This window comes from Pseudooceanicola aestuarii (genome assembly GCF_010614805.1).
In the GTDB taxonomy this organism is placed as follows: domain Bacteria; phylum Pseudomonadota; class Alphaproteobacteria; order Rhodobacterales; family Rhodobacteraceae; genus Pseudooceanicola; species Pseudooceanicola aestuarii.
In genome coordinates this window covers 103,411-124,980 of the sequence record NZ_JAAFZC010000002.1, presented here as the reverse complement: position 1 = coordinate 124,980, position 21,570 = coordinate 103,411, and the positions used below count along the sequence as shown (strand labels likewise).

The following is a 21,570-nucleotide window of genomic DNA, read 5'->3' as shown; positions in this document are numbered from 1 at the left end:
TCAGGTGCCGGGGCCGCCGTGGGCCCCGGCGTCGGCGATCACATCGCCGAACCCATGGTGTCTTCGTTGGACACGCCGTCCTGGGTGGCGCCCAGCTCGGGGTCGGAGACCAGGCCGTATTCGCTCAGCGGGCCATCGGGGCCGGCCATGTCGTCGGAGACGAAGAATTCGGCGTATTCCTTGACGCCCGGGATCACGCCGATGTGGGCTTTCTTCACGTAGAAGAACAGCGGACGCGACACGGGGTAGTCACCGGAGGCGATGGTCTCGGTGGAAGGCTCGACGCCGCCCATGGTGGCCACTTTCAGCTTGTCGGTGTTGTTCTCGTAGAACGCCAGGCCAAAGACGCCGACACCGTTGGTGTTGCTGTCGATACGGGCCAGGGTCTCGGTATAATCGCCATCGATGTCCACGGACTTGCCGTCGGTGCGGACCGCCATGCAGGCGCCTTCGGCCGCATCTTCGTCCATGCCGCTGTCCATGAAGGCCTTCATGGCGCCGGTGTCTTCGCAGCCTTGCAGCAGCACCTTTTCCTCGAACACTTCACGGGTGCCGTGCTTGGTGCCGGGGATGAAGGTCATGATCTCTTCGGCGGGCAGGTCGGCGTTGACATCGGCCCAGGTCATGTTGGGGTTTTCGACGATCTCGCCGGCGTCGTTGACGACTTTCGGCGACAGGGCCAGAAACCAGTCAGAGGCTTCGAAGGCGGTGTATTCCGGGCCGTCGATCTGCGAGGCGAAGACGATGCCGTCATAGCCGATGCGCACTTCGATGATGTCGGAGACGCCATTTTCGGCACAGGCCTTGATCTCTTTTTCGCGAATCTTGCGGGACGCGTTGGCCACATCGATGGTGTTTTCGCCCACGCCTTCGCAGAAGCGTTTCAGACCGGCGGAGGAGCCACCGGATTCCACGACCGGGGTCGGGAAGTCGAAGTTTTCACCGAAAGCCTCGGCCACGATGGAGGCATAGGGCAGCACGGTGGAAGAGCCGGCAACCTGCACCTGGTCGCGCGCGGCGGCGGCGGATGCGGAAACGGCAGCGATCGCCACAGCGGAGGCGGTCAGTTTCATGAAAGACATGGATTGCTCCTGATTGATGTTCGGCCGCCCCCCCTTGGGCAACCTCATGAGCGGGGGGTAGCCATGGCCCGCGATGCTTTTGTGACACCTGTGTAACGGTTTCATGACACTCGTCCGGGCCGCCCCGTTGATCCGCGAAAAAAAGCCGATACGCCGCGTCAAGGCATTGCGCCGAGGGGTGCAGAAAGCCCCGATGACGGGCCGCTTCGGTCCGGGTATGGAAGAGAACTTTCCGGGTAGGCAGGGTGTGTCCCCTGCTCCGTGCGCTGACGCGCCAGGCTGTGCAGGGTCAGGCCAGATCAGCCGGAACCGAAGGGGTGTCAGCTGGCGGGCAGGATGACGGTGATGCGCGTGCCCTGCCCTGCCTCACTGTCGATGCGCAGCCGGCCCCGGTGCCGATTGACGATATGCTTCACGATGGCCAGCCCCAGTCCGGTCCCTCCCATCTCGCGGGAGCGGTGACTGTCCACCCGGTAGAACCGTTCCGTCAGCCGCGGCAGGTGCACCTCGTCGATGCCCTGTCCCTTGTCCGCGACAGTCAGGATCACCGCCGGGCCTTTCAGCTGCCGGGCCATCGCCTGTGCCTCCAGCGTGATCGCGACTTCGCCGCCGCTGCCGCCGTACTTGATGCCGTTCTCGACCAGATTGGTCAGCACCTGGCGCAGCTGGTCTGCATCGCCCTGCACATGCAGCGGCTGATCATCGCCCAGAATTCGCAGGTCGATCGCGGCCTCGGTCGCCAGCGGCGCCAGGGTAGAGCGCACGGACCGCACCAGCGCCCCCATCTCCACCCGTTCGGCCGGACGCATCCGCTCCTCGCTTTCGACCCGGCTCAACGACAGCAGATCCTTGACCAGCCGCTCCATGCGCCCGGCCTCGTTGGCCATGATGTGCAGGAACCGCTGCTGCGCATCCGGATCGTTGCGGGCCGGACCCTGAAGCGTTTCGATGAACCCCAGCAGCGCGGTCAGCGGGGTGCGCAGTTCATGGCTGACATTGGCCACGAAATCGCGGCGCATCTTCTCTGCCTTCTCGACATGGGTGATGTCCTCGAAACAGGTCAGAACGCCGCTGCCAAAGGAGGTTTCGACATAGGTGCAGGTCACATCGAAATTGTGGTCCTGCCCGCCGCGCGTGGTCAGCATCCGGGTTTCGCGGGTCTGCTTGTCACCAAGCGAGGCCTCCACCGCGTCCAGAACGGCGGGTTGGCGAATCGCGGTGATGAAGTGGCGCCCGGTGATGCCCGGCCCCAGCAGTTCCAGCGCCAGGTTGTTGGCGGCGATGATGCGTTCGCCCCGCCCCACCAACAGGGACGGCAGCGGAATGGCGCGCAGAAGCGCGGTCAGGGAATCGCCTGTCATGTGCCCTTGGCCCTCTGGCTCCGGTCGTGGTGGTCGCGCTGTCCTACCCCCACCGATGTCGGGCTGTAAAGGCGACAGCCCGATCCGAGGCCAAGGCGTTTCTGGCCGGGCCCCGGTCAGTCCCGTCTCCGTCTTCAGTCCAGCGGCGCCAGCCCGTCGCGAAACCGGCGCATATTGCGCTGGTAGCCCAGGGCCGAGGCCTCGATCTTCGCGATCGCGGCCGCATTCAGGTCGCGTGCCACCCGGCCCGGCGCGCCCAGCACCATGGAGCCGTCGGGGATCTCCTTGCCTTCCGTCACCAGCGCCCCTGCCCCGATCAGGCAGTTGCGCCCGATCCTGGCGCCGTTCAGCACCGTGGCGCCCATGCCGATCAGCGTGTTGTCCCCGATGGTGCAGCCGTGCAGCATCGCCTTGTGACCGATGGTGCAATTGCGCCCCACCGTCAGGGGGAAGCCCATGTCAGTGTGCAGCACGCAGTTTTCCTGCACATTGCTGCCCGCGCCGATGCGGATCACCTCGTTGTCGCCCCGCAAGGTGGCGCCGAACCAGACGGAGCTGCCGGATTCCAGCACGACACGGCCAATCACATTGGCATCGGGGGCGATCCAGAAATCGCCGTCCTCGGGAGTTTCGGGGCGGGCATCGTTCAGGGCGTATAGGGTCATCCACGTTCCTCGAACTGTGTGTTGAGATCCTGCACCACGGCCATGATGCCGGGCTGCTGCGACAGGCGCATCCGCTCTGCCTTGATGATGATGCGCAGACGGGTTTCCGTCTCGTCCAGATCGTCGTTCACCAGGACGTAATCATATTCCGGCCAATGGCTGATTTCATCGCGGCTTTTCTGCATCCGGCTGGCAATCACCTCGTCGGCGTCCTGGGCGCGGGCGCGCAGGCGCCGTTCAAGTTCCGCCATGGAGGGGGGCAGGATGAAGATCGACAGCACATGTTTGCCCAGGGCGGAATTGCGCACCTGCTGACCGCCCTGCCAATCGATGTCGAACAGCAGATCCTGCCCGGCGTCGATGGCCTGTTCCACCGGCCCGCGCGGGCTGCCGTAGCGGTTGCCGAAGACCAGCGCGTGTTCCAGCATGTCCCCGCCGGCCACCATTTGCTGAAACTCCGTGTCGGAGTGGAAATAATAATGCACGCCGTTCTCTTCGCCTGGGCGCGGCGGGCGGGTCGTGGCGGATACGGAAAAGCGGATGTCGCTGTCCCAGTCCAACAAGCGCCGGGCCAGGGTGGATTTTCCCGCCCCCGAGGGCGAAGACAGAATGATCAGAAGACCGCGGCGCTGCGTCATGGTTCAGGTCCGGTTGCGTCGATTTCGGGGATCTGATCGCAGGTTTCGCCCTGGGGTGCAACGTCGTGCCCCCGGCGCCCGGCGCAGCACCCGCGCGCGGGGTCGTCCCTGCGGCGGCTCTTGCGCCCGCCCGTCGCCTGCCGGCGGCGATGCGGTGCAGCTGTCATTCGATATTCTGCACCTGCTCGCGCAGCTGGTCGATCACCGCCTTCAGCTCGAGCCCGAGGGCGGTCAGGTCGGTGTCCTGAGCCTTGGCGCACAGGGTGTTGGCCTCGCGGTTGAATTCCTGGGTCAGGAAATCCAGCCGACGGCCCACCGGGGCCTCCTGCGCCAGCAGGTCGCGGGCGGCACCGATATGGGCATGCAGGCGGTCCAGCTCTTCCGACACGTCGGCCTTGATTGCCAGCATCGCCAGTTCCTGGGCGATGCGCTCCGGCTCTACCGGGCCAAGGCTGTCGGCCACGCGGTCCAGCGCAGCGCGGTGGTGGGCGGCGATGCGGTCGGCACGGGCGCGCACGATCCGCGAGGCGTCCCGCGTCAGGGTCTCGATCCGGTCGAGCTGCTCGGCCAGCACGGCCGACAGGGCGGTGCCCTCGGCGATGCGCATGGCCAGGAATTCCGCCAGCACCGCGTCGAAATCCGCCGCCAGAGCGGCGGCCAGCTGGCTGTTGGCGTCGCCCTCCGCCCCGGCCTGTTCCAGAACGCCGCGCTGGTGCAGGATGTCGGTGGCGCGCGCCGGTTGCAGGGCGATGCCCTGGATTTGGGCCTGGGCCTCAACCTGCTGCATCAGGGTCAGAACCGCGCGCAGCTGGGCGGCGTTTATCCGCAAGCTGCTGCCCTGGTCCTCGCGGTTGATACGCAGGTTCAGGGTCACGTTGCCCCGCGCCAGCGCGCCGGAGAGTTTCTGCCGCAACGCCGTTTCCAGCCCCGACAGCCAGTCCGGCACCCGCACCCGCAGGTCCAGCCCACGGGCATTGACGCTGCGCACGTCCCAGGACCAGCTGTAACCCTCGCGGCTGCCGGTGCCCGAGGCGAAGGCGGTCATGGATCGGGTCATGGGGTCTGGTCCTTCCAGCTATGTGGGGTCAGGGAAGCGCATGATCCGCTCCGGATCAAGGCGCAGAGCAGCGTCAAGGCCGATCGGCTTTGCGGCAGGACGGCACGGGCCGGTACGGTCGCGCGCCAGCCAGTTAACCCTTTCGCAACGTTTCTGCTAAAATTCGGCGAAATTGTGGCATATTAACGGCTGAGTAACCTTGATGCCCGTAGGATTAACCATTCCGGGAGGGCGCGAAACGCTTGGTACAGCTGTCATTATCGCGCACAGTTCGAAGGGGACCAATGTGGCAGCGTCGGATCGTGGGGAGTGATGCCATGCGGATCGAACGGAACCTGACAGGGCGGTACTGCCCCGGACGGGCATCAAGGTGAACGAGGCGCGGTTCGAAATGCTGAACATGCTTGACGCCTATTGGGAGGCGTTGCGCGGCGAGGCGTTGATCCCGGCCCGCGCCGAGATCGATCCGCGCGGCATAGAAACCGCCCTGCCCCATGCCTTCATCCTTGAACAGATCGCCCCCGGCCTGGCCCGGTTCCGAATCGCGGGTTCGCACCTGATCGCGCTGATGGGGATGGACCTGCGCGGCATGCCGGCCTCCGCGCTGATGGTCCCGCCCGCACGGGACGGGCTGGCCGTGGTTCTGCGCCAGGTCTTCGAAGGCCCGTCCAAGGCCCGGTTGACCCTTCAAGGACCGGATTCCATGAATGGCGCGGCGCTGGCGGCGCGCATGATCCTTCTGCCGCTGCGCGACGAGGCCGATGCCTGTAGCCGTGTTCTGGGCTGCATCGCGACAGCAGGCCCGATCGGCAAGGCGCCACTCCGGTTCAACGTTCTGGCGCATGAGGTCACGCAGTTGGTAGCGGGGCCGAGGTCCAGGCCGCTGCGTCCCTCCCGGCCCATGCCTGGACTGGCGGAGCGGCAGACTCCCTTTGCACCGCGCGGCAGAGATCGGCACGACGAAAGTGACACCGCCCGCCTGCGCCCCGGCCCGCGCCCCTACCTGCGCGTTGTCGACAGCGAGACGGAGTAGCACCACAACCGAAGCGCGCCGCGAACCGAGGCAGAGGGGGCGATTCCGCATCGCTTGGGCCTATCGCCTGTTCGGCGGCCTGCTGACCTATCTCCGCGCTTGGCACAAAAAACCGGCGCGACGGGCTGCGTCGCGCCGGTTGATTCTCCTGTGCCGCGCGTCCCGGACCGGGCCCGGAAGAGAGCGCGCCTGTCAGGCTGTACCCACAGGCCCGAGCCCGTCAGCCCGCGGCGGCGAGGCGGGTTTCGCGCAGGGCGGTCAGTTCCTCGGCCACAAGGAACGCCAGTTCCAGCGATTGCGAGGCGTTCAGACGCGGGTCGCAGGCCGTGTGATACCGATCCGACAGATCCTCGTAGGTGACGGCCTTCACGCCGCCGACGCATTCGGTCACGTCCAGGCCCGTCATCTCGAAATGCACGCCACCAGGGATCGTGCCTTCGGCGCGATGTATGGCAAAGAACTCCTGAACCTCGCGCAGCACCGCATCGAAGGGCCGGGTCTTGTAGCCGCTGTCGGACTTGATCGTGTTGCCGTGCATCGGGTCGCAGACCCACAGCACATTGGCGCCGGCCTCCCGCACGGTGCGGATCAGGCGCGGCAGATGTTCGCCCACCTTGCCCGCGCCGAACCGCGCGATCAGCGTCAGCCGCCCGGCCTCGTTGTCGGGGTTCAGCTTGGCCATCAGGATCTTCAGATCCTCAGACGTCATGGAAGGACCGCATTTCAGGCCGATCGGGTTCTGAACGCCCCGCGCGAATTCCACATGGGCACCGTCGGGTTGGCGGGTGCGGTCGCCGATCCAGATCATGTGACCCGAGCCCGCAAGCCATTTGCCGGTGGTGCTGTCGATGCGGGTCAACGCCTCTTCGTATTCCAGCAGCAGCGACTCGTGGCTGGTGTAGAAATCCACCTGCCGCAGCGCGTGCTGACGGTCGGAGGTGACGCCGGCGGCACGGATGAAATCCAGCGTGTCGGAGATCCGGTTGGCCATGTCGCGGAACCGCTCTGCCTCGTCCGTCTCGGTAAAGCCGAGGGTCCAGCGATGGACCTCGTTCACATCGGCATAGCCGCCGGTCGAGAAGGCGCGCAGCAGGTTCAGCGTTGCCGCCGATTGCATGTAGGCCTGCAACATCTTGTCGGGATTGGGCGACCGCGCGGCTTCGGAGAAGTCGAGTTCGTTGATGATGTCACCGCGGTAGGAGGGCAGCTCCACACCATTGACGGCCTCCATCGGGGCGGAGCGCGGCTTGGCGAACTGACCGGCCATGCGCCCGACCTTCACCACCGGAACCTTGGCCCCGAAGGTCAGGACCATGGCCATCTGCAACATCACCTTGAAGGTGTCGCGGATCGCATCGGCGCTGAATTGTTCGAAGCTTTCTGCGCAATCGCCACCCTGCAACAGGAAGGCTTCGCCACGCGAGGCGGCGCCCAGTTGATCCTTGAGGCGCCGGGCCTCCCCGGCAAAGACCAGCGGCGGATACTTGGAAAGCTGGGCCTCGACCCGGCCGAGCGCCTCGGCATCCTGATACTCGGGCATCTGCACCCGCGGCTTGTTGCGCCAATCGGACTTGGACCACGTGCCCATTGCTTCCTCCGCATTCTGGTCAATCGTCGATGGTGTATAGGCGACACTCGGCGAAAGTTCCATAACGTAATTGCGACCCTTGACGTCGCAGATGGCCTCGTCTTGAAATGCTTGGAACGGGATTGCCGCCGCGGATCATCCGCACCCCGGTTGTCCGCCGCCGACTGCCACTCCTGCCACCCTGCGCGAGGCGCCCATGCCGCATTCTCCCTCCTCGGCCCCGCCCCTGCCCGACGATCCGCGCCCCGGCACCGGATCGGACTTGCGCGGCGCCGATGCGGCGCGGCCCCGGCATTTCGCCTTCGTGCTGCTGAACAACTTTTCCCTGCTGTCGTTTTCCTCCGCCCTGGAATGCCTGCGGATCGCCAACCGGATGGCGGGCTATGCGCTCTACACCTGGGAACTGCAAAGCCTGGACGGAGAGACGGTCACCTGTTCCGGCGGCACCGTCTTTGCCGTCAGCGGGACGATCCGCGAACAGGCCCGTGACGATACGATCCTGCTGTGTTCGGGCATCGCCGTACAGGATGAGACGGATCGCCGGCTGCTCAGCTGGTTGCGGCGGGAGGCGCGGCGCGGGCTGACACTGGGCGGGCTGTGCACGGCGTCCTATGCGCTGGCCAAGGCCGGACTGCTGGACGGCAAGCGCGCCACGATCCACTGGGAAAATCAGGACAGTTTCGCCGAGGATTTTCCAGACGTGACGCTGACGAAATCGGTCTTCGTGGTGGATGGCAACCGCCTGTCGACCGCCGGCGGCACCTCCTCCATCGACCTCATGCTGAAGCTGATCGCCGATCACCACGGCGAGGATCTGGCCAACGCCGTGGCCGACCAGCTGATCTATTCCTCCATCCGCACCGATCAGGACACGCAACGTCTGTCCGTCCCCACCCGCATCGGCGTCCGCCATCCCAAGCTGAGCCAGGTGGTGCACATGATGGAAGCCAATATCGAGGAACCGATCAGCCCCGCCATTCTGGCCCGCGATGTCGGCATGTCCACGCGGCAGCTGGAACGCCTGTTCCGCCGCTATCTGAACCGGTCGCCCAAGCGGTATTACATGGAACTGCGCCTGCAAAAGGCGCGCAACCTGCTGATGCAGACCGACATGTCGGTGATCAACGTGGCGCTGGCCTGCGGCTTTGCCTCGCCGTCGCATTTCTCCAAATGCTACCGCGCGCAATACCACACGACCCCCTATCGCGAACGTGGCAGCCAGTCGACGCGCCTGTCGATCTGAGCACGCGGGCGCCCTGCCCCGGCGTCACGCTCCACGGCGGCCAAGCGCCTTGCAAAACCGGGGGTTGCAGGGAGCGCATGGCGGCTTTTCTTTTGCAAACGTCCTGCTAGGGTCACGAGTCGGGACCATTGTCCAATAGGGAGACATGTCATGAAAAAAGTATTGCTGGCAGGTGTTGCCACCGCCGCCCTTACCGGCGCCGCATTCGCGGAAAGCCATTCCGAAGAGGTCAAGATCGGGGTTATCCTGGGCTATACCGGCCCGATTGAATCGCTGACCCCGCAGATGGCCGACAGCGCCGAGCTGGCGATGAAGGAAGTCAACGACAGCGGCAAGTTCCTGGACGGCAAGATGCTGGCTTCGGTCCGTGCGGACAGCACCTGCATCGACAGCGCCGCCGCGACGGCCGCCGCCGAACGTCTTGTCACCACCGATGGCGTGGTCGCGATCATGGGCGCCGATTGCTCCGGCGTGACGGGCGCCGTGCTGTCCAACGTGGCCGTGCCGAACGGCGTGCCGATGGTGTCGCCCTCCGCGACATCCCCCGCGCTGTCCACGGCGGAGGACAACGGCCTGTTCTTCCGCACCTCGCCCTCCGACGCGCGTCAAGGCGATGTTCTGGCGGCCATTCTGGCGGACAAGGATATCTCCGAAGTCGCCGTGACCTACACCAACAACGATTACGGCAAGGGTCTGGCCGATGCCTTCGCCTCCTCCTTTGGCGGGACCATCACGCTGTCTGCCCCGCATGAGGACGGCAAGGCCGATTACGCGGCTGAAATCGGTGCGCTTGCCTCGGCCGGGGGCGAAGTTCTGGTGGTGCTGGGCTATGCCGATCAGGGCGGCAAGGGCATGATCCAGGGCGCGCTGGACAGCGGCGCCTTCGATACCTTTGTCATGGGTGACGGCATGTTCGCCGACAGCCTGACCGCCGATCTGGGCGCCGACATGGAAGGGTCGTTCGGCACCGTGCCCTGGTCCGAAGGCGAAGGTACCGAGGCCTTCACCAAGCTGGCGGCAGATGCGGGCGTGAACGGCGAGAGCTCCTTTACCCGCGAAAGCTATGACGCGGCGGCCCTGATCGCGCTGGCGATGATGGCCGGCGGAGAGGCGACCTCCGAAGCCGTGGCCGCCAACATGCTGGACGTGGCCAATGCGCCCGGCGAAAAGATCCTGCCGGGCCAACTGGGCCGCGCGCTGGAGATCCTGGCCGAAGGCGGTGACGTCGATTACGTCGGCGCCACCAACGTCGAGCTGATCGGCCCGGGCGAAGCCGCAGGCACCTACCGCGAATACGAGATCAAGGACGGCGATTACAGCACCGTCACCTTCCGCTGATCCACCCGGACCGGCCCCGCGTTCATCGGGGCCGGTCCATTTCTTTCCTGCATTGCCGATATTCCATTTTTCAAACCCTCGGGGCCGATCATGATCAGACGTATCCTTCCGACTTCCGCCGCGCTTCTGGCGTTGGCCACGCCCGCCCTTGCCCAATCGGGTGATCCGGTGCGGCTGGGCCTGATGTTCGGGCTGACCGGCCCGATCGAAAGCCTGGCGGCGACCATGGCCGCCTCGGCCCGCCTTGCGGTCGACGAGGTGAACGCCGCCGGTGGCATCCTTGACGGTCGCATGGTCGAGACGCTGGAGGCCGACACCGGCTGCATCGACAACGACCTTGCGACCTCTGGCGCCGAACGGTTGATCGGCGAAGGGGTCAGCGGCCTTGTCGGGCCGGATTGTTCGGGCGTCACCGGTGCGGTCTTGCAGAATGTCGCAGTGCCCAACGGCATGGCGCTGATCTCCCCCTCCGCCGTGTCACCGGGGCTGGGCGCCATGGAGGACCGGGGCCTGTTCTTCCGCACCGCGCCCTCTGCCGCGCGCGAGGGTCAGGTGATGACCGAGATGCTGGGCGAACGTGGCATAGGGAGCGTCGCGCTGACCTATACCAACAACGATTACGGCAAAGGACTGGCCGACAGTTTCCAGACCGCGTTCGAGGCGGCAGGCGGCACCGTCACCACCGCGCTGGCGCATGAGGACGGCAAGGGCGATTACAGCGCCGAGGTCGCGACGCTGGATGCCGCAGGCGGCGATGTTCTGGTCGTCGCGGGCTATCTGGATCAGGGCGGGCTGGGCATCATCCGCGCCGCCACCGATACGGATGCGTTCGACACTTTCATGCTGCCCGGCGGCATGGTGGGCGACAGCCTGACGGATGCGCTGGGCGATGTGCTGGACGGCTCCTTCGGGCAGATCGCGGGCACACAGGGCGAAGGGGTCACCCGGTTCCATGCCCTGGCCGAGGCCGGCGGCGTCGACGGCACCTCCACCTATGCGCCCGAAAGCTATGATGCCGCCGCCTTGATGCTGCTGGCGATGGCGCAGGCCGGGTCCGCCGCCCCCGCCGATTACGCACCGATGATCGAAGATGTCGCCAACGCACCGGGCGAGGTCATCCTGCCCGGCGAGCTGGGCCGCGCGCTTGAAATCATTGCCGCAGGGGGAGAGATCGACTATGCCGGTGCATCCTCGGTGGAGTTGATCAATGGCGGCGAAAGCGCCGGAAGTTACAGGGAGATCGAAGTGACGGGCGGAAAGATGGAAACGGTGCGGTATCGCTGATGATCCGCGTCGAGAACCTGCACAAGCATTTCGGCGGCTTCCACGCCGTCGATGGCGCCACGCTGGAGATCGCCGAAGGCTCGATCACCGGGCTGATCGGTCCCAACGGCGCGGGCAAGACGACGCTGTTCAACGTGATCGCGGGCGTGCTGCCGCCGACCTCGGGCCGGGTGACGATGGGGGGGGAGGAGATCACCGGCCTGCCCCCGCACGAATTGTTCGGCAAGGGGCTGCTGCGCACCTTTCAGATCGCGCATGAATTCTCCTCCATGAGTGTGCGGGAGAACCTGATGATGGTGCCCGGCGGGCAATCCGGCGAAACCCTGTGGAACGCGTTCTTCCGCCGCACCCGCATCGCGGAGGAAGAGCGCACATTGGCCGCCAAGGCCGACGAGGTTCTGGAGTTTCTCACCATCGCGCATCTGGCCGACGAAAAGGCCGGGAACCTGTCCGGCGGCCAGAAAAAGCTGCTGGAACTGGGCCGCACCATGATGGTGGATGCGCGCATCGTCTTTCTGGACGAGGTCGGCGCCGGGGTGAACCGCACCCTGCTGAACACCATCGGCGATGCGATCCTGCGGCTGAACCGTGAACGCGGCTATACCTTTGTGGTGATCGAACACGACATGGATTTCATCGGCCGTCTCTGCGATCCCGTGATCTGCATGGCGGAGGGTCGCGTGCTGGCCGAAGGCACGCTGGACCAGATCAAATCCGACGAACGGGTGATCGAGGCCTATCTGGGCACCGGCCTGAAGAACAAGGAGATGGTGGGCTGACCCCCATCTTCGCGCCGAAGGACCATCACGCATGAGCACGACCCCCTACCAGGACGACCGCGGCAACAAGGACCGTTCGATCACCAACCCCTCCGGCGCCGGCACCGCCTCCGCGACGGGGCCCGCCACCGGCTCCACCCGTCCGGTGCATTCCGGCAATGCCTTCCTGATCGGGGACACCATGTCGGGTGGCTATGGCAAGGGGCCGAACATCCTGCATGGTTGCACCATCGCCGTCGATCCCGGCGAAATCGCTGTGATCGTCGGCCCCAACGGCGCCGGTAAATCCACCGCGATGAAGGCCGTCTTTGGCATGCTGGACTTGCGCGGCGGATCCGTGCGCCTGGACGGAGAGGACATCTCCGCCCTGTCGCCGCAGGACCGGGTGCGCAAGGGGATGGGGTTCGTGCCGCAGGTGAACAACATCTTCCCCTCGATGAGTGTTGAGGAAAACCTGGAGATGGGGGCCTTCATCCGCCGCGACGAGTTCCGCGCCACGATGGAACAGGTCTACGACCTGTTTCCCATCCTGCGCGACAAGCGGCGCCAGGCGGCGGGCGAATTGTCCGGCGGGCAGCGCCAGCAGGTCGCCGTGGGCCGCGCGCTGATGACCCAACCCAAGGTGCTGATGCTGGACGAGCCGACCGCCGGGGTCAGCCCCATCGTCATGGACGAACTCTTTGACCGCATCATCGAGGTGGCGCGCACCGGCATCCCGATCCTGATGGTCGAGCAGAACGCCCGTCAGGCGCTGGAGATCGCCGACAAGGGCTATGTGCTGGTTCAGGGCGCCAACGCCCATACCGGCAGCGGCAAGGATCTGCTGGCCGACCCCGAGGTCCGCCGCAGTTTTCTGGGGGGCTGAGGTCATGGCCCGCCCTGCCCGTCCGGCCCTTGCCAAGCGCCTCCGCATGGCCAGCCCCCTCCGCTTCGTCAGGCCTCTCCGCTTGGTCAGACTGATGTGCCCTGCGCGGCATGGCCGCCACTCGGATCTTGTCCGCCGCCTGGCCGGGATTGCCGCATGCCCCGCCACTTTCCTGCCACGCGCACCGATGCAGGTGGCGCTGCTGATGACCTTGATGCCCGCGACCCTGGCCATGGTCCGGCCCGCCGCAGCCGAGGGCGCGCGCCTGCTGGCCGAATGCCGCATCACCACCACCTGCGCCGAGACCGGCGCCTGCCGGCCCGGGTTCGGCGCGCCGGTCTTCGAGATCGCACCGCAGGATACGGACGCCACCGGCGCGGGCCGCTATACCCTGCAACTGGATGACGGGGCGAAGGTCACGGCACAGGGGCTGTCCCTGACCGGCCCGTTCGTCTGGTCGCCCGACACCGGCCACCGCGACAGCCTGTCCCTGACCGGCGAGGGCACGGCCCTGTGGCTGCGGCAGACCCTGCCCGGCCCCGATGATGTCGAGACCAATGCCGACATCCACTTCCTGACCTGCCAGATCACGGGATAGCCCATGGATTTTCTCAACGCCGTCGTGGCGCTTTCCAATTTCGTCATCATTCCCGCGCTGGCCTATGGCAGCCAATTGGCCCTCGGCGCGCTTGGGGTCACGCTGATCTACGGCATCCTGCGGTTCTCCAACTTCGCGCATGGCGACACCATGGCCTTTGGCACCGCGATCGTGGTGCTGGCGACCTGGTGGTTGCAATCCCTGGGCGTGTCCCTTGGCCCCTTTCCCACCGCGCTGTTGGCGTTGCCCATCGGAATCGCGGGCTGCGCGGCTCTGGTGCTGGGCACCGACCGGGTCGTCTACCGGTTCTACCGCACGCAAAAGGCCAAACCGGTGATTCTGGTCATCGTTTCCATGGGGGTGATGTTCGTGATGAACGGGCTGGTGCGGTTCATCATCGGCCCGGATGACCAGCGCTTTGCCGATGGCGAACGGTTCATCATCTCCGCCCGGGAGTTCAAGGCCTGGTCCGGCCTGGACGAGGGGCTGGCGCTGAAATCCACCCAGGCGCTGACGCTGGTCACGGCGGTGGTCGTGGTGGCGGCGCTGTTCTGGTTCCTGAACCGCACCCGCACCGGCAAGTCCATGCGCGCCTATTCCGACAACGAGGATCTGGCCCTGCTGTCGGGCATCAATCCCGAACGCGTCGTGACCGTCACCTGGATCATCGTCGCCGCACTGGCGACCATCGCCGGGACGCTTTACGGGCTGGACAAAAGCTTCAAGCCGTTCACCTATTTCCAACTGCTGCTGCCCATCTTCGCGGCCGCCATCGTCGGCGGCCTGGGCTCGCCTCTCGGGGCGATCGCGGGCGGGTTCGTCATCTCCTTCTCCGAGGTGACCATCACCTATGCCTGGAAGAAAGTGCTGGGCTACCTGGCGCCCGAGGGGCTGGAACCCTCGGGCCTGGTGCAGCTGCTGTCGACGGATTACAAGTTCGCCGTCAGTTTCATGATCCTTCTCGTGGTGCTGCTGTTCCGGCCCACGGGACTATTCCGGGGGAAATCGGTATGAACGACAGCCTGCGCGCCACCCTTCTGTTCGCGCTGGTCGCGATGCTGATCCTCGGCACCGGTCTGATGCAAAGCTGGAACTCCGCCCTGCTGATCCTGAACATGGGCCTTGTCTCCGCCGTGATGGCCCTGGGGGTGAACCTGCAATGGGGCTTTGCCGGGCTGTTCAACGTCGGCGTCATGGGCTTTGTCGCCCTTGGCGGGCTGGCCACCGTTCTGGTCGCACAGCCGCCCGTGGCGGAGGCCTGGGCCACAGGCGGGCTGCGCGTGATCGCCGGGCTGATCGCAGGCGCCGCCACCGTGGCGCTGGCCATCGTCGCCTGGGGCCGCATGGCGCGCGGACGGGCGCGGGGCCTGGTCACGACGGCGATCCTTGTCGTGGGCTTCTTTGTCTTCCGCTGGATCTTCGACGGCGGGGTCGCGGGTGTCGAGGCGGTGAACCCGGCCTCCACCGGCTATCTTGGCGGGCTGGGCCTGCCGGTGCTGCTCGCCTGGCCGGTGGGCGGCGTGATGGCCGCCGGCGCTGCCTGGTTGATCGGCAAGACCGCCCTGGGCCTGCGGTCGGATTACCTGGCCATCGCCACGCTGGGCATCGCGGAGATCATCATCGCCGTGCTCAAGAACGAGGACTGGCTGTCGCGCGGCGTGAAGAACGTGATCGGCCTGCCGCGCCCTGTCCCCTTCGAGATCGAGTTGCAGCAGACCCCCGCCTTTGTCGAACGGGCGCAGGGGCTGGGTCTGGATCCGGTCACCGCCTCCACCCTGTGGGTGAAGGGGCTATATGCCGTGCTGTTCGCCATCGTGCTGGTAGTGCTGCTGTGGCTGGCGCAACGGGCGTTGAAATCGCCCTGGGGCCGCATGATGCGCGCCATCCGCGACAACGAGACGGCCGCCGAGGCCATGGGCAAGGACGTCACCGGGCGCCATCTTCAGGTGTTCATCCTCGGCTCGGCCATCTGCGGGATCGCCGGCGCCATGATGACCACGCTGGACGGTCAGTTGACGCCCGGCACCTACCAGCCGTTGCGCTTTACCTTCCTGGTCTGGGTGATGGTGATCGTGGGCGGGTCGGGCAACAACCTGGGCGCCGTTCTGGGCGGGTTCCTCATCTGGTTCCTCTGGGTGCAGGTCGAACCGCTGGGCCGGGGCCTGGTGGACCTGATCACCGCCGGCATGGATGCCGATAGCCCCATCCGCGCCCACCTGGTGGAAAGCGCCGCGCATATGCGCCTGCTGACCATGGGGGTGCTGATGCTGGTCACCTTGAGATTCGCGCCACGCGGGCTGCTTCCCGAACGTTGAGGGCAGGCATTCGGCCCCAGCCGCAGATGCCGTGCGACGCGGACGCCGGCGCGGGCCAGGCCCACGGGGGCGGGCGCAGGCCGCCGACGCAACAACCGGGATCGCGAATTCGCCTCCCGGGTGGCCCCGGCCAGGCCGCAACGCCATGGGGTTTCACGAAAATTCGGTGGAACATCCCTGCCGCGGGGCAGCTTAACTGCCGCGTCCCGCGATTGTCCTGCGTGTGCCCTGCGATACGCCCCCGCTTCGGGGCTTACGCCAGTTGTAGGACAAAATAACCCGACGATGGTGCAAAGGCGCAATGCCCCCGCGCCATCGTCGGGCTGTTTTGAAATATGGATGGTAACTGAAAACGTAGTGTTCTTAAGTCTTCCTGCAAACAAGGATAGTGTTGTCGGTTCGTGACTTGTATACAAACAGCTCTTCGTGAATTTGGAGTTATGTTCGTGAAATATGACGCTAAAGGGCCTCACGATGCGTGAAATCATTTGGCGACCGCCGGGCGACAAGAAGGTCTATGTCTTCTTTGCTGCGTTGCTTTTGCTGACCATTCTGGGCCCGTTCGGGACCTGGAGCCGGATGTCGCTGATTGAACGGCTGGTGTTCTGGAGCGTGTCGCTAACTGGCGTCGGTCTGTTCATGCATTTCGCCATCTCCTTTTGTCTGCGCGCCCGCTACATGGAGCGTCTGCCCCGCACGCTATGCGTCTGCGTCGGAGCTGCGTTGGCGGCGGCACCGGGAGCGGCGGTCGTGGTGTTCACCCATGGGGTCATGGCGCCGCCGATTCTGGAGGAACGCTATTTCCTGCTGATCTACGGACAGGTGGCGCTGTTGGGATGCGTCATCGGCGGGGTGCAGTTCCTTGAATGGCGCAAAACGACGCCTGCCGATCGCGCAACCCCGGACCGGACCTCCCTTCCCCCCGACGACGCGGCGCCCCTGACCGATGGCGTCCCGGCGCCAGACGCCGATCCGAACCGCCCTGCGCAGCCCCTGATCACCGCGTTGCACCGTCGCCTGCCGCCAGAGTTGGGGCAGGATCTGGTCTCCATCTCCATGCAGGATCACTATGCTGAGCTGACGACCACGCGCGGCGCCCATCTGGTGCTGCTGCGCCTGTCGGATGCGCTGGCGGAGGCGGCGGGCCTGCCCGGTCAGCGGCTCCACCGATCCCATTGGGCGGTGACCGCGCATCTGGTGATGCTGCGCCGGAACCAGGGGCGCTATTGGGTGGATCTGTCGGACGGGCGTAGCCTGCCGGTCAGCCAGACTTATCTGGAACAGGTCCGCGCCTGCGTGCCCGAAGAATAGGCATGTCCCGGCACACCGGAACCGACGATGCCCTTGGCCCCGGACCACGCGCGACGCCATGCCCCACCCGGCCCCTTACCGCGCCTTGAACAACCCGCCCAGAATGCCACGCACGATGCGGCGGCCGGTGGTGCCTTTCAGTTCCTTGATCACGGCGGTCTGGATGGCCGAGCCGAAGGTATCCGTGCTGCGCCGCGCCCGCGAGGTGGAGCGCCCGACCCGCGTACCGCTGTAGCGACGCCCGGCGTTGTATTCGCGATCGGCGGGGCGCATGTCGTCTTCCTGCTCCTCGGCGGCCTCGGCGGCGCGGGCGGCGTCCTCGGCGCGCTGGCGCAGGATCTCGTAGGCGCTTTCGCGATCGATGCGCCGGTCGTACTTGCCCTTGATCGCAGAGGCCTCGATAACCGCGCTCCGGGCCTGCGCCTCCAGCGGGCCCAATTGCGAGGATGGCGGGCGGATCAGGGTGCGCTCCACCACGCCGGGGATGCCCTTCTTCTCAAGAAAAGACGTGACCGCCTCCCCCACGCCGACCTCTCGGATCGCCTCCTCGGTGGAGAAGCGGGGATTGTCGCGATAGGTCTCCGCCGCCATGCGCAATTCCTTGCGGTCGCGCGCGGTGAAGGCGCGCAGCGCATGCTGCACCCGGTTGCCCAGCTGGCCCAGAATATCCTCCGGCACGTCGCCGGGCGACTGGGTGCAGAAATAGACGCCAACGCCCTTGGACCGGATCAGCCGGGCGACCTGCTCGACCTTGTCCACCAGGGCCTTGGGCGCGTCATCGAACAGCAGGTGGGCCTCGTCGAAGAAAAACACCAGCTTGGGCTTGTCCGGGTCTCCGACCTCCGGCAGGCTTTCGAACAGCTCCGACAGAAGCCACAACAGGAAGGTCGCGTAAAGGCGCGGAGCCGCCATCAGCCGGTCGGCGGCCAGGATGGAGATCACGCCCCGTCCATCCGCATCGCGGCGCATCAGATCCGACAATTCCAGCGCGGGTTCGCCAAAGATCTCCGCTGCGCCCTGGTTCTCCAGCACCAGCAACCGCCGCTGGATCGCGCCGATCGACTGGACCGAGATATTGCCGTAACGCAGCGACAGTTCGCCCCGGTTTTCGCCGACCCAGACCAGCAGCGCCTGCAAGTCCTTCAGGTCCAGCAACGGCAGCCCCTGTTCATCGGCCAGCCGGAAGGCGATGTTCAGGATGCCCTCCTGCGCCTCCGTCAGCTCCATCAGACGCGACAGCAGCAGCGGCCCCATCTCGGCGACGGTGGTGCGGATCGGGTGGCCGGCCTTGCCGAACAGATCCCAGAACAGCACCGGAAAGGCGTCATAGGTATAATCCTCGAACCCGATGGTGGCGGCGCGGGATTGGAACGCTTCGTGCAGCTTGGCTTCCGCGCGGCCGGCGGCGGCCAGGCCGGACAGGTCGCCCTTGATGTCCGACACGAAAACCGGCACCCCGGCGGCAGAGAACCCCTCGGCCAGGATCTGGAGGGTGACGGTCTTGCCAGTGCCGGTCGCGCCGGCGATCAGGCCGTGGCGGTTGGCATAACCCAGTCGAAGCGTCTGGCGGGTGGCGTAATCCTTGCCCCCACCGCCGATGAAAACCTTGCCGACCAGATCCACGCCGCGCTCCCCGAAACTTTTGCCTCCTCCCGCAATACTAAGTTAACCCTTTCATGTCACACCTATTCCGACCGGTGCTGAAATGTCCTCTGTGTGCCGGTCTTTACCTCCCTGTCAGACTGGCCGCGTCTTCGGACGCGGTCCTTTTTCCTTCCCACTTCGCGGCAACGGGCAGGATCAAATGCATGTATCCAGCATCTATTTCTGAATGATTTCAGGAGGAAACCGGCCGCATCCTCACAAAATCGTGGTTGACGTCGTTAATCAAACGACATAGCGTCCAGTCAACGACAAGTCGGCCAGTCCGACAGGGAGAGAAATGGAAAAGAGGCCCCGAGTGGCCTCTTTTTCTTTTGTCCGGGCCGCGCCGCATTGAACCGGCGCCTGCCGCAATTGGCGGCAGCTCGCCGCGGGCTCCGGAAATCGGGCCTGACATCGTTTTCCGGGCGTGATACTTCCAACTCAAACACTCAGATAATCATGGGACCGTCATGACCATTTCCAACACCATCGGCGCCGCGCTGGCCGCTCTCCTCCTGACGACGGCAGCCGTCTCCGCGCAAGACGCCGCCGCCACCGAAACCGCCCCCCAGGCCGACAGCGGCGCCGCCGCGGGCACCGGCCCGGCCCTGACCATGGGCGAAGATCCCGATGCCGATCCCACATTGGGCCAGCCCTATGTCAAGGAAGAGATCGGCGATTGGCAATTGCAATGCATCCGCACAGAAGAGGGTGAAGACCCGTGCCAGCTGTACCAGTTGCTTCAGGACGAAGACGGCAATTCCGTCGCCGAATTCAGTCTGTTCCGCGTGCCCGAAGGCAGTCAGGCAACCGCCGGCGCCACCGTCATCGTGCCGCTTGAAACACTTCTGACCGCCGACCTGTCGCTGGGCGTGGATGGCTCCAAGGGCAAGAAATACCGCTTTGCCTTCTGCAACCAGATCGGCTGCTTTGCCCGCATCGGCCTGACGGCGGATGACATTGCCTCCTTCCGCAATGGCAAGGAAGCGAACCTGACAATCGTGCCCGTCGCCGCCCCCGACGTGAAGGTGCGTCTGAACCTGTCGCTGATCGGGTTCACCGCCGGGTTCGAGAAAGTGTCCGTCGTCGCGCAATAAGCCGCATCACCGATACGTGCTGTTTCACGCCGCTCCCCATCCGGGGGCGGCGTTTTTCATGGGCAGCTGCGCCAGACGCATCGGGAATGCTGCAAAGGTGCCGCGCGGAACTTCTATTTTTCATGGGATATCAAAATATTGAGCGCCGAACCGCAGGTCCGGCGCGTCATGTTTTGCCCGGCTCAGACCCCGCGCAGGGCCAGCACCGCATTCAGCCCGCCAAAGGAGAATGCATTGGAAATCGCCACGTCGATCCTGGCCTCGCGGGCCTCGTTCGGGACCACGTCCAGCGCGCATTCCGGGTCGGGCTCCTCGTAGCCGATGGTCGGCGCAATCACGCCATCCCGCACCGCCATGATGCAGGCCAGCAGCTCAACCGCGCCGGTACCGCCGATCAGGTGGCCATGCATCGACTTGGTGGAGGAGATCATCAGATCGTCCGCATGTTTGCCAAACACATCCGCCACGGCGGCGCATTCCGTCTTGTCATTGGCGGCGGTGCCGGTGCCATGCGCATTGATATAGCCGACCTGTTCGGGATTGATGCCAGCGTCGTTCATCGCCCCCTTCATCGCGCGGGCGGCCCCCTGTTTGGAGGGCATGACAATATCCGACGCATCGGAGGTCATGGCGAAGCCGACGATTTCGGCAAGGATGTCGGCGCCACGTGCGCGGGCATGGTCCATCTCCTCGAAGACGAAGACCCCGGCCCCCTCCCCCTGCACCATGCCGTTGCGGTTGGCGCTGAACGGGCGGCAGGCGTCCTTGGACATCACCCGCAGCCCTTCCCAGGCCTTCACCCCACCAAAGCACAGCATGGATTCGGACCCGCCCGACACCATTGCAGGCGTCATGCCCGACCGCACCATCTGGAAGGCCTGGGCCATGGCGTGATTGGATGACGCGCAAGCGGAGGCCACGGTAAAGCTGGGCCCCTTCAGGTTGAATTCCATCGACACATGCGAGGCAGCGGCATTGTTCATCAGCTTGGGCACCACGAAGGGATGCACGCGATTCTTGCCGTCCTCGTAGACATGGCGGTAATTCTCGTCCAGCGTGGTCATCCCGCCGCCGGAATTGCCCAGAACGACGCCGGCCTTGGCGGCCAGTTCCCCTTCGAAGACCAGGCCGGATTGGGCAATGGCCTCGCGCGCGGCCACCAGGGTGAACTGGGTGAACCGGTCGTAGAGCGCCATTTGCTGGCGGTTGAACAGCCCCTCCGAGGAGAAGCCGCGCACCTGTCCACCGATACGGATCGCCAGACGTTCGACATCGCGCACGTCCAGCTCTCCGATGCCGCAACGCCCCTCGCGAAACGCCGCCAGCGTTTCCGCAACATCATGGCCAAGCGCGTTGATCGTTCCCGCGCCGGTAATGACAACCCGTTTCACGCGCGTTGTTCCGCCACCAGCTTTTCGACGCCTGCGATGATGGCGCGAACGTTGGAGATATCAAAATCGCTTTGCTCAGGCTCGTTCGCGTTGAACGGCACCTGGATGTCAAAGGCTTCCTCGATCGCGAAGATCGATTCGACCAGCCCGAGGCTGTCGATGCCCAGATCCTCCAACGTGCTGTCCATGGTCACGTCCGACGGCTCCAGCACGGCCTGTTCGGCGATGATGTCGATGACCTTGTCCTTGACCTCTGCCATGGGCACCCCTTCCGATACTCG

General features: G+C 65.4%; 20 protein-coding genes. 11 read left to right on the top strand and 9 right to left on the bottom strand.

The genetic code is table 11. The features are described from left to right. Window positions 1-38: 38 nt before the first annotated feature. The 5 genes from G5A46_RS13655 to G5A46_RS13635 form a co-directional block, all read right to left on the bottom strand. Entirely contained in the window at window positions 39-1,082 is a 1,044-nt protein-coding gene (locus tag G5A46_RS13655) for a substrate-binding domain-containing protein (protein WP_163850183.1), read from the bottom strand. Window positions 1,083-1,402: 320 nt separating this feature from the next. Next, window positions 1,403-2,443 (bottom strand): sensor histidine kinase, encoded by a 1,041-nt coding sequence (locus G5A46_RS13650; protein ID WP_163850181.1) that lies wholly within the window; start codon window positions 2,441-2,443, stop codon window positions 1,403-1,405. A gap of 134 nt (window positions 2,444-2,577) precedes the next feature. After that, on the bottom strand, window positions 2,578-3,108 hold the full coding sequence (locus G5A46_RS13645) for a gamma carbonic anhydrase family protein (RefSeq protein ID WP_163850179.1): 531 nt from the start codon (window positions 3,106-3,108) through the stop codon (window positions 2,578-2,580). Then, on the bottom strand, window positions 3,105-3,746 hold the full coding sequence (gene gmk, locus G5A46_RS13640; RefSeq protein ID WP_163850177.1) for a guanylate kinase: 642 nt from the start codon (window positions 3,744-3,746) through the stop codon (window positions 3,105-3,107). The genes G5A46_RS13645 and gmk overlap by 4 nt, the downstream gene beginning before the upstream one ends. Before the next feature lie 163 nt (window positions 3,747-3,909). Next, complete coding sequence (locus G5A46_RS13635) at window positions 3,910-4,803, bottom strand: YicC/YloC family endoribonuclease (protein ID WP_163850175.1); 894 nt, start codon at window positions 4,801-4,803, stop codon at window positions 3,910-3,912. 391 nt (window positions 4,804-5,194) lie between these two features. Here G5A46_RS13635 and G5A46_RS13630 point away from each other — a divergent pair, with 391 nt between their 5' ends. Beyond that, window positions 5,195-5,836 (top strand): PAS domain-containing protein, encoded by a 642-nt coding sequence (locus tag G5A46_RS13630; RefSeq protein ID WP_163850173.1) that lies wholly within the window; start codon window positions 5,195-5,197, stop codon window positions 5,834-5,836. A 220-nt stretch (window positions 5,837-6,056) separates the two neighbouring features. Here the strand turns inward: G5A46_RS13630 and G5A46_RS13625 are convergent, their stop codons facing one another. Next, on the bottom strand, window positions 6,057-7,424 hold the full coding sequence (locus tag G5A46_RS13625) for a class II 3-deoxy-7-phosphoheptulonate synthase (protein WP_163851136.1): 1,368 nt from the start codon (window positions 7,422-7,424) through the stop codon (window positions 6,057-6,059). A gap of 196 nt (window positions 7,425-7,620) precedes the next feature. Between G5A46_RS13625 and G5A46_RS13620 the strand changes: the two genes are divergently transcribed. The 9 genes from G5A46_RS13620 to G5A46_RS13580 all read left to right on the top strand — a co-directional run bounded on the left by G5A46_RS13620 (window position 7,621) and on the right by G5A46_RS13580 (window position 17,157). Then, window positions 7,621-8,667, top strand: a complete 1,047-nt coding sequence (locus G5A46_RS13620; RefSeq protein WP_163850171.1) for a GlxA family transcriptional regulator — start codon at window positions 7,621-7,623, stop codon at window positions 8,665-8,667. Window positions 8,668-8,817: 150 nt separating this feature from the next. After that, window positions 8,818-10,005: an ABC transporter substrate-binding protein gene (locus G5A46_RS13615; protein ID WP_163850169.1), complete on the top strand. Its 1,188-nt coding sequence runs from the start codon at window positions 8,818-8,820 to the stop codon at window positions 10,003-10,005. Window positions 10,006-10,095: 90 nt separating this feature from the next. Further along, complete coding sequence (locus G5A46_RS13610) at window positions 10,096-11,289, top strand: ABC transporter substrate-binding protein (protein ID WP_163850167.1); 1,194 nt, start codon at window positions 10,096-10,098, stop codon at window positions 11,287-11,289. Further along, entirely contained in the window at window positions 11,289-12,068 is a 780-nt protein-coding gene (locus tag G5A46_RS13605) for an ABC transporter ATP-binding protein (RefSeq protein WP_163850165.1), read from the top strand. The genes G5A46_RS13610 and G5A46_RS13605 overlap by 1 nt, the downstream gene beginning before the upstream one ends. A gap of 31 nt (window positions 12,069-12,099) precedes the next feature. Then, window positions 12,100-12,933, top strand: a complete 834-nt coding sequence (locus G5A46_RS13600; protein WP_163850163.1) for an ABC transporter ATP-binding protein — start codon at window positions 12,100-12,102, stop codon at window positions 12,931-12,933. Window positions 12,934-13,138: 205 nt separating this feature from the next. Further along, on the top strand, window positions 13,139-13,531 hold the full coding sequence (locus G5A46_RS13595) for a hypothetical protein (protein ID WP_163850161.1): 393 nt from the start codon (window positions 13,139-13,141) through the stop codon (window positions 13,529-13,531). A gap of 3 nt (window positions 13,532-13,534) precedes the next feature. Further along, window positions 13,535-14,545 (top strand): branched-chain amino acid ABC transporter permease, encoded by a 1,011-nt coding sequence (locus tag G5A46_RS13590; protein WP_163850160.1) that lies wholly within the window; start codon window positions 13,535-13,537, stop codon window positions 14,543-14,545. After that, window positions 14,542-15,846 (top strand): branched-chain amino acid ABC transporter permease, encoded by a 1,305-nt coding sequence (locus G5A46_RS13585; RefSeq protein ID WP_163850158.1) that lies wholly within the window; start codon window positions 14,542-14,544, stop codon window positions 15,844-15,846. Before G5A46_RS13590 ends, G5A46_RS13585 begins: the two co-directional genes overlap by 4 nt. Before the next feature lie 474 nt (window positions 15,847-16,320). After that, window positions 16,321-17,157 (top strand): LytTR family DNA-binding domain-containing protein, encoded by an 837-nt coding sequence (locus G5A46_RS13580; RefSeq protein WP_163850156.1) that lies wholly within the window; start codon window positions 16,321-16,323, stop codon window positions 17,155-17,157. A 75-nt stretch (window positions 17,158-17,232) separates the two neighbouring features. On the opposite strand, the gene G5A46_RS13575 is transcribed toward G5A46_RS13580, so the two are convergent. Beyond that, window positions 17,233-18,774, bottom strand: coding sequence for a helicase HerA-like domain-containing protein (locus G5A46_RS13575; protein ID WP_163851134.1), 1,542 nt, complete (start codon window positions 18,772-18,774; stop codon window positions 17,233-17,235). Between the two features lie 497 nt (window positions 18,775-19,271). Between G5A46_RS13575 and G5A46_RS13570 the strand changes: the two genes are divergently transcribed. After that, window positions 19,272-19,898: an invasion associated locus B family protein gene (locus G5A46_RS13570; RefSeq protein WP_163850154.1), complete on the top strand. Its 627-nt coding sequence runs from the start codon at window positions 19,272-19,274 to the stop codon at window positions 19,896-19,898. Window positions 19,899-20,080: 182 nt separating this feature from the next. On the opposite strand, the gene G5A46_RS13565 is transcribed toward G5A46_RS13570, so the two are convergent. Continuing rightward, entirely contained in the window at window positions 20,081-21,289 is a 1,209-nt protein-coding gene (locus tag G5A46_RS13565) for a beta-ketoacyl-[acyl-carrier-protein] synthase family protein (RefSeq protein WP_163850152.1), read from the bottom strand. Further along, window positions 21,286-21,549, bottom strand: coding sequence for an acyl carrier protein (locus tag G5A46_RS13560; protein WP_163850150.1), 264 nt, complete (start codon window positions 21,547-21,549; stop codon window positions 21,286-21,288). Before G5A46_RS13560 ends, G5A46_RS13565 begins: the two co-directional genes overlap by 4 nt. Between the last annotated feature and the right edge of the window lie 21 nt (window positions 21,550-21,570).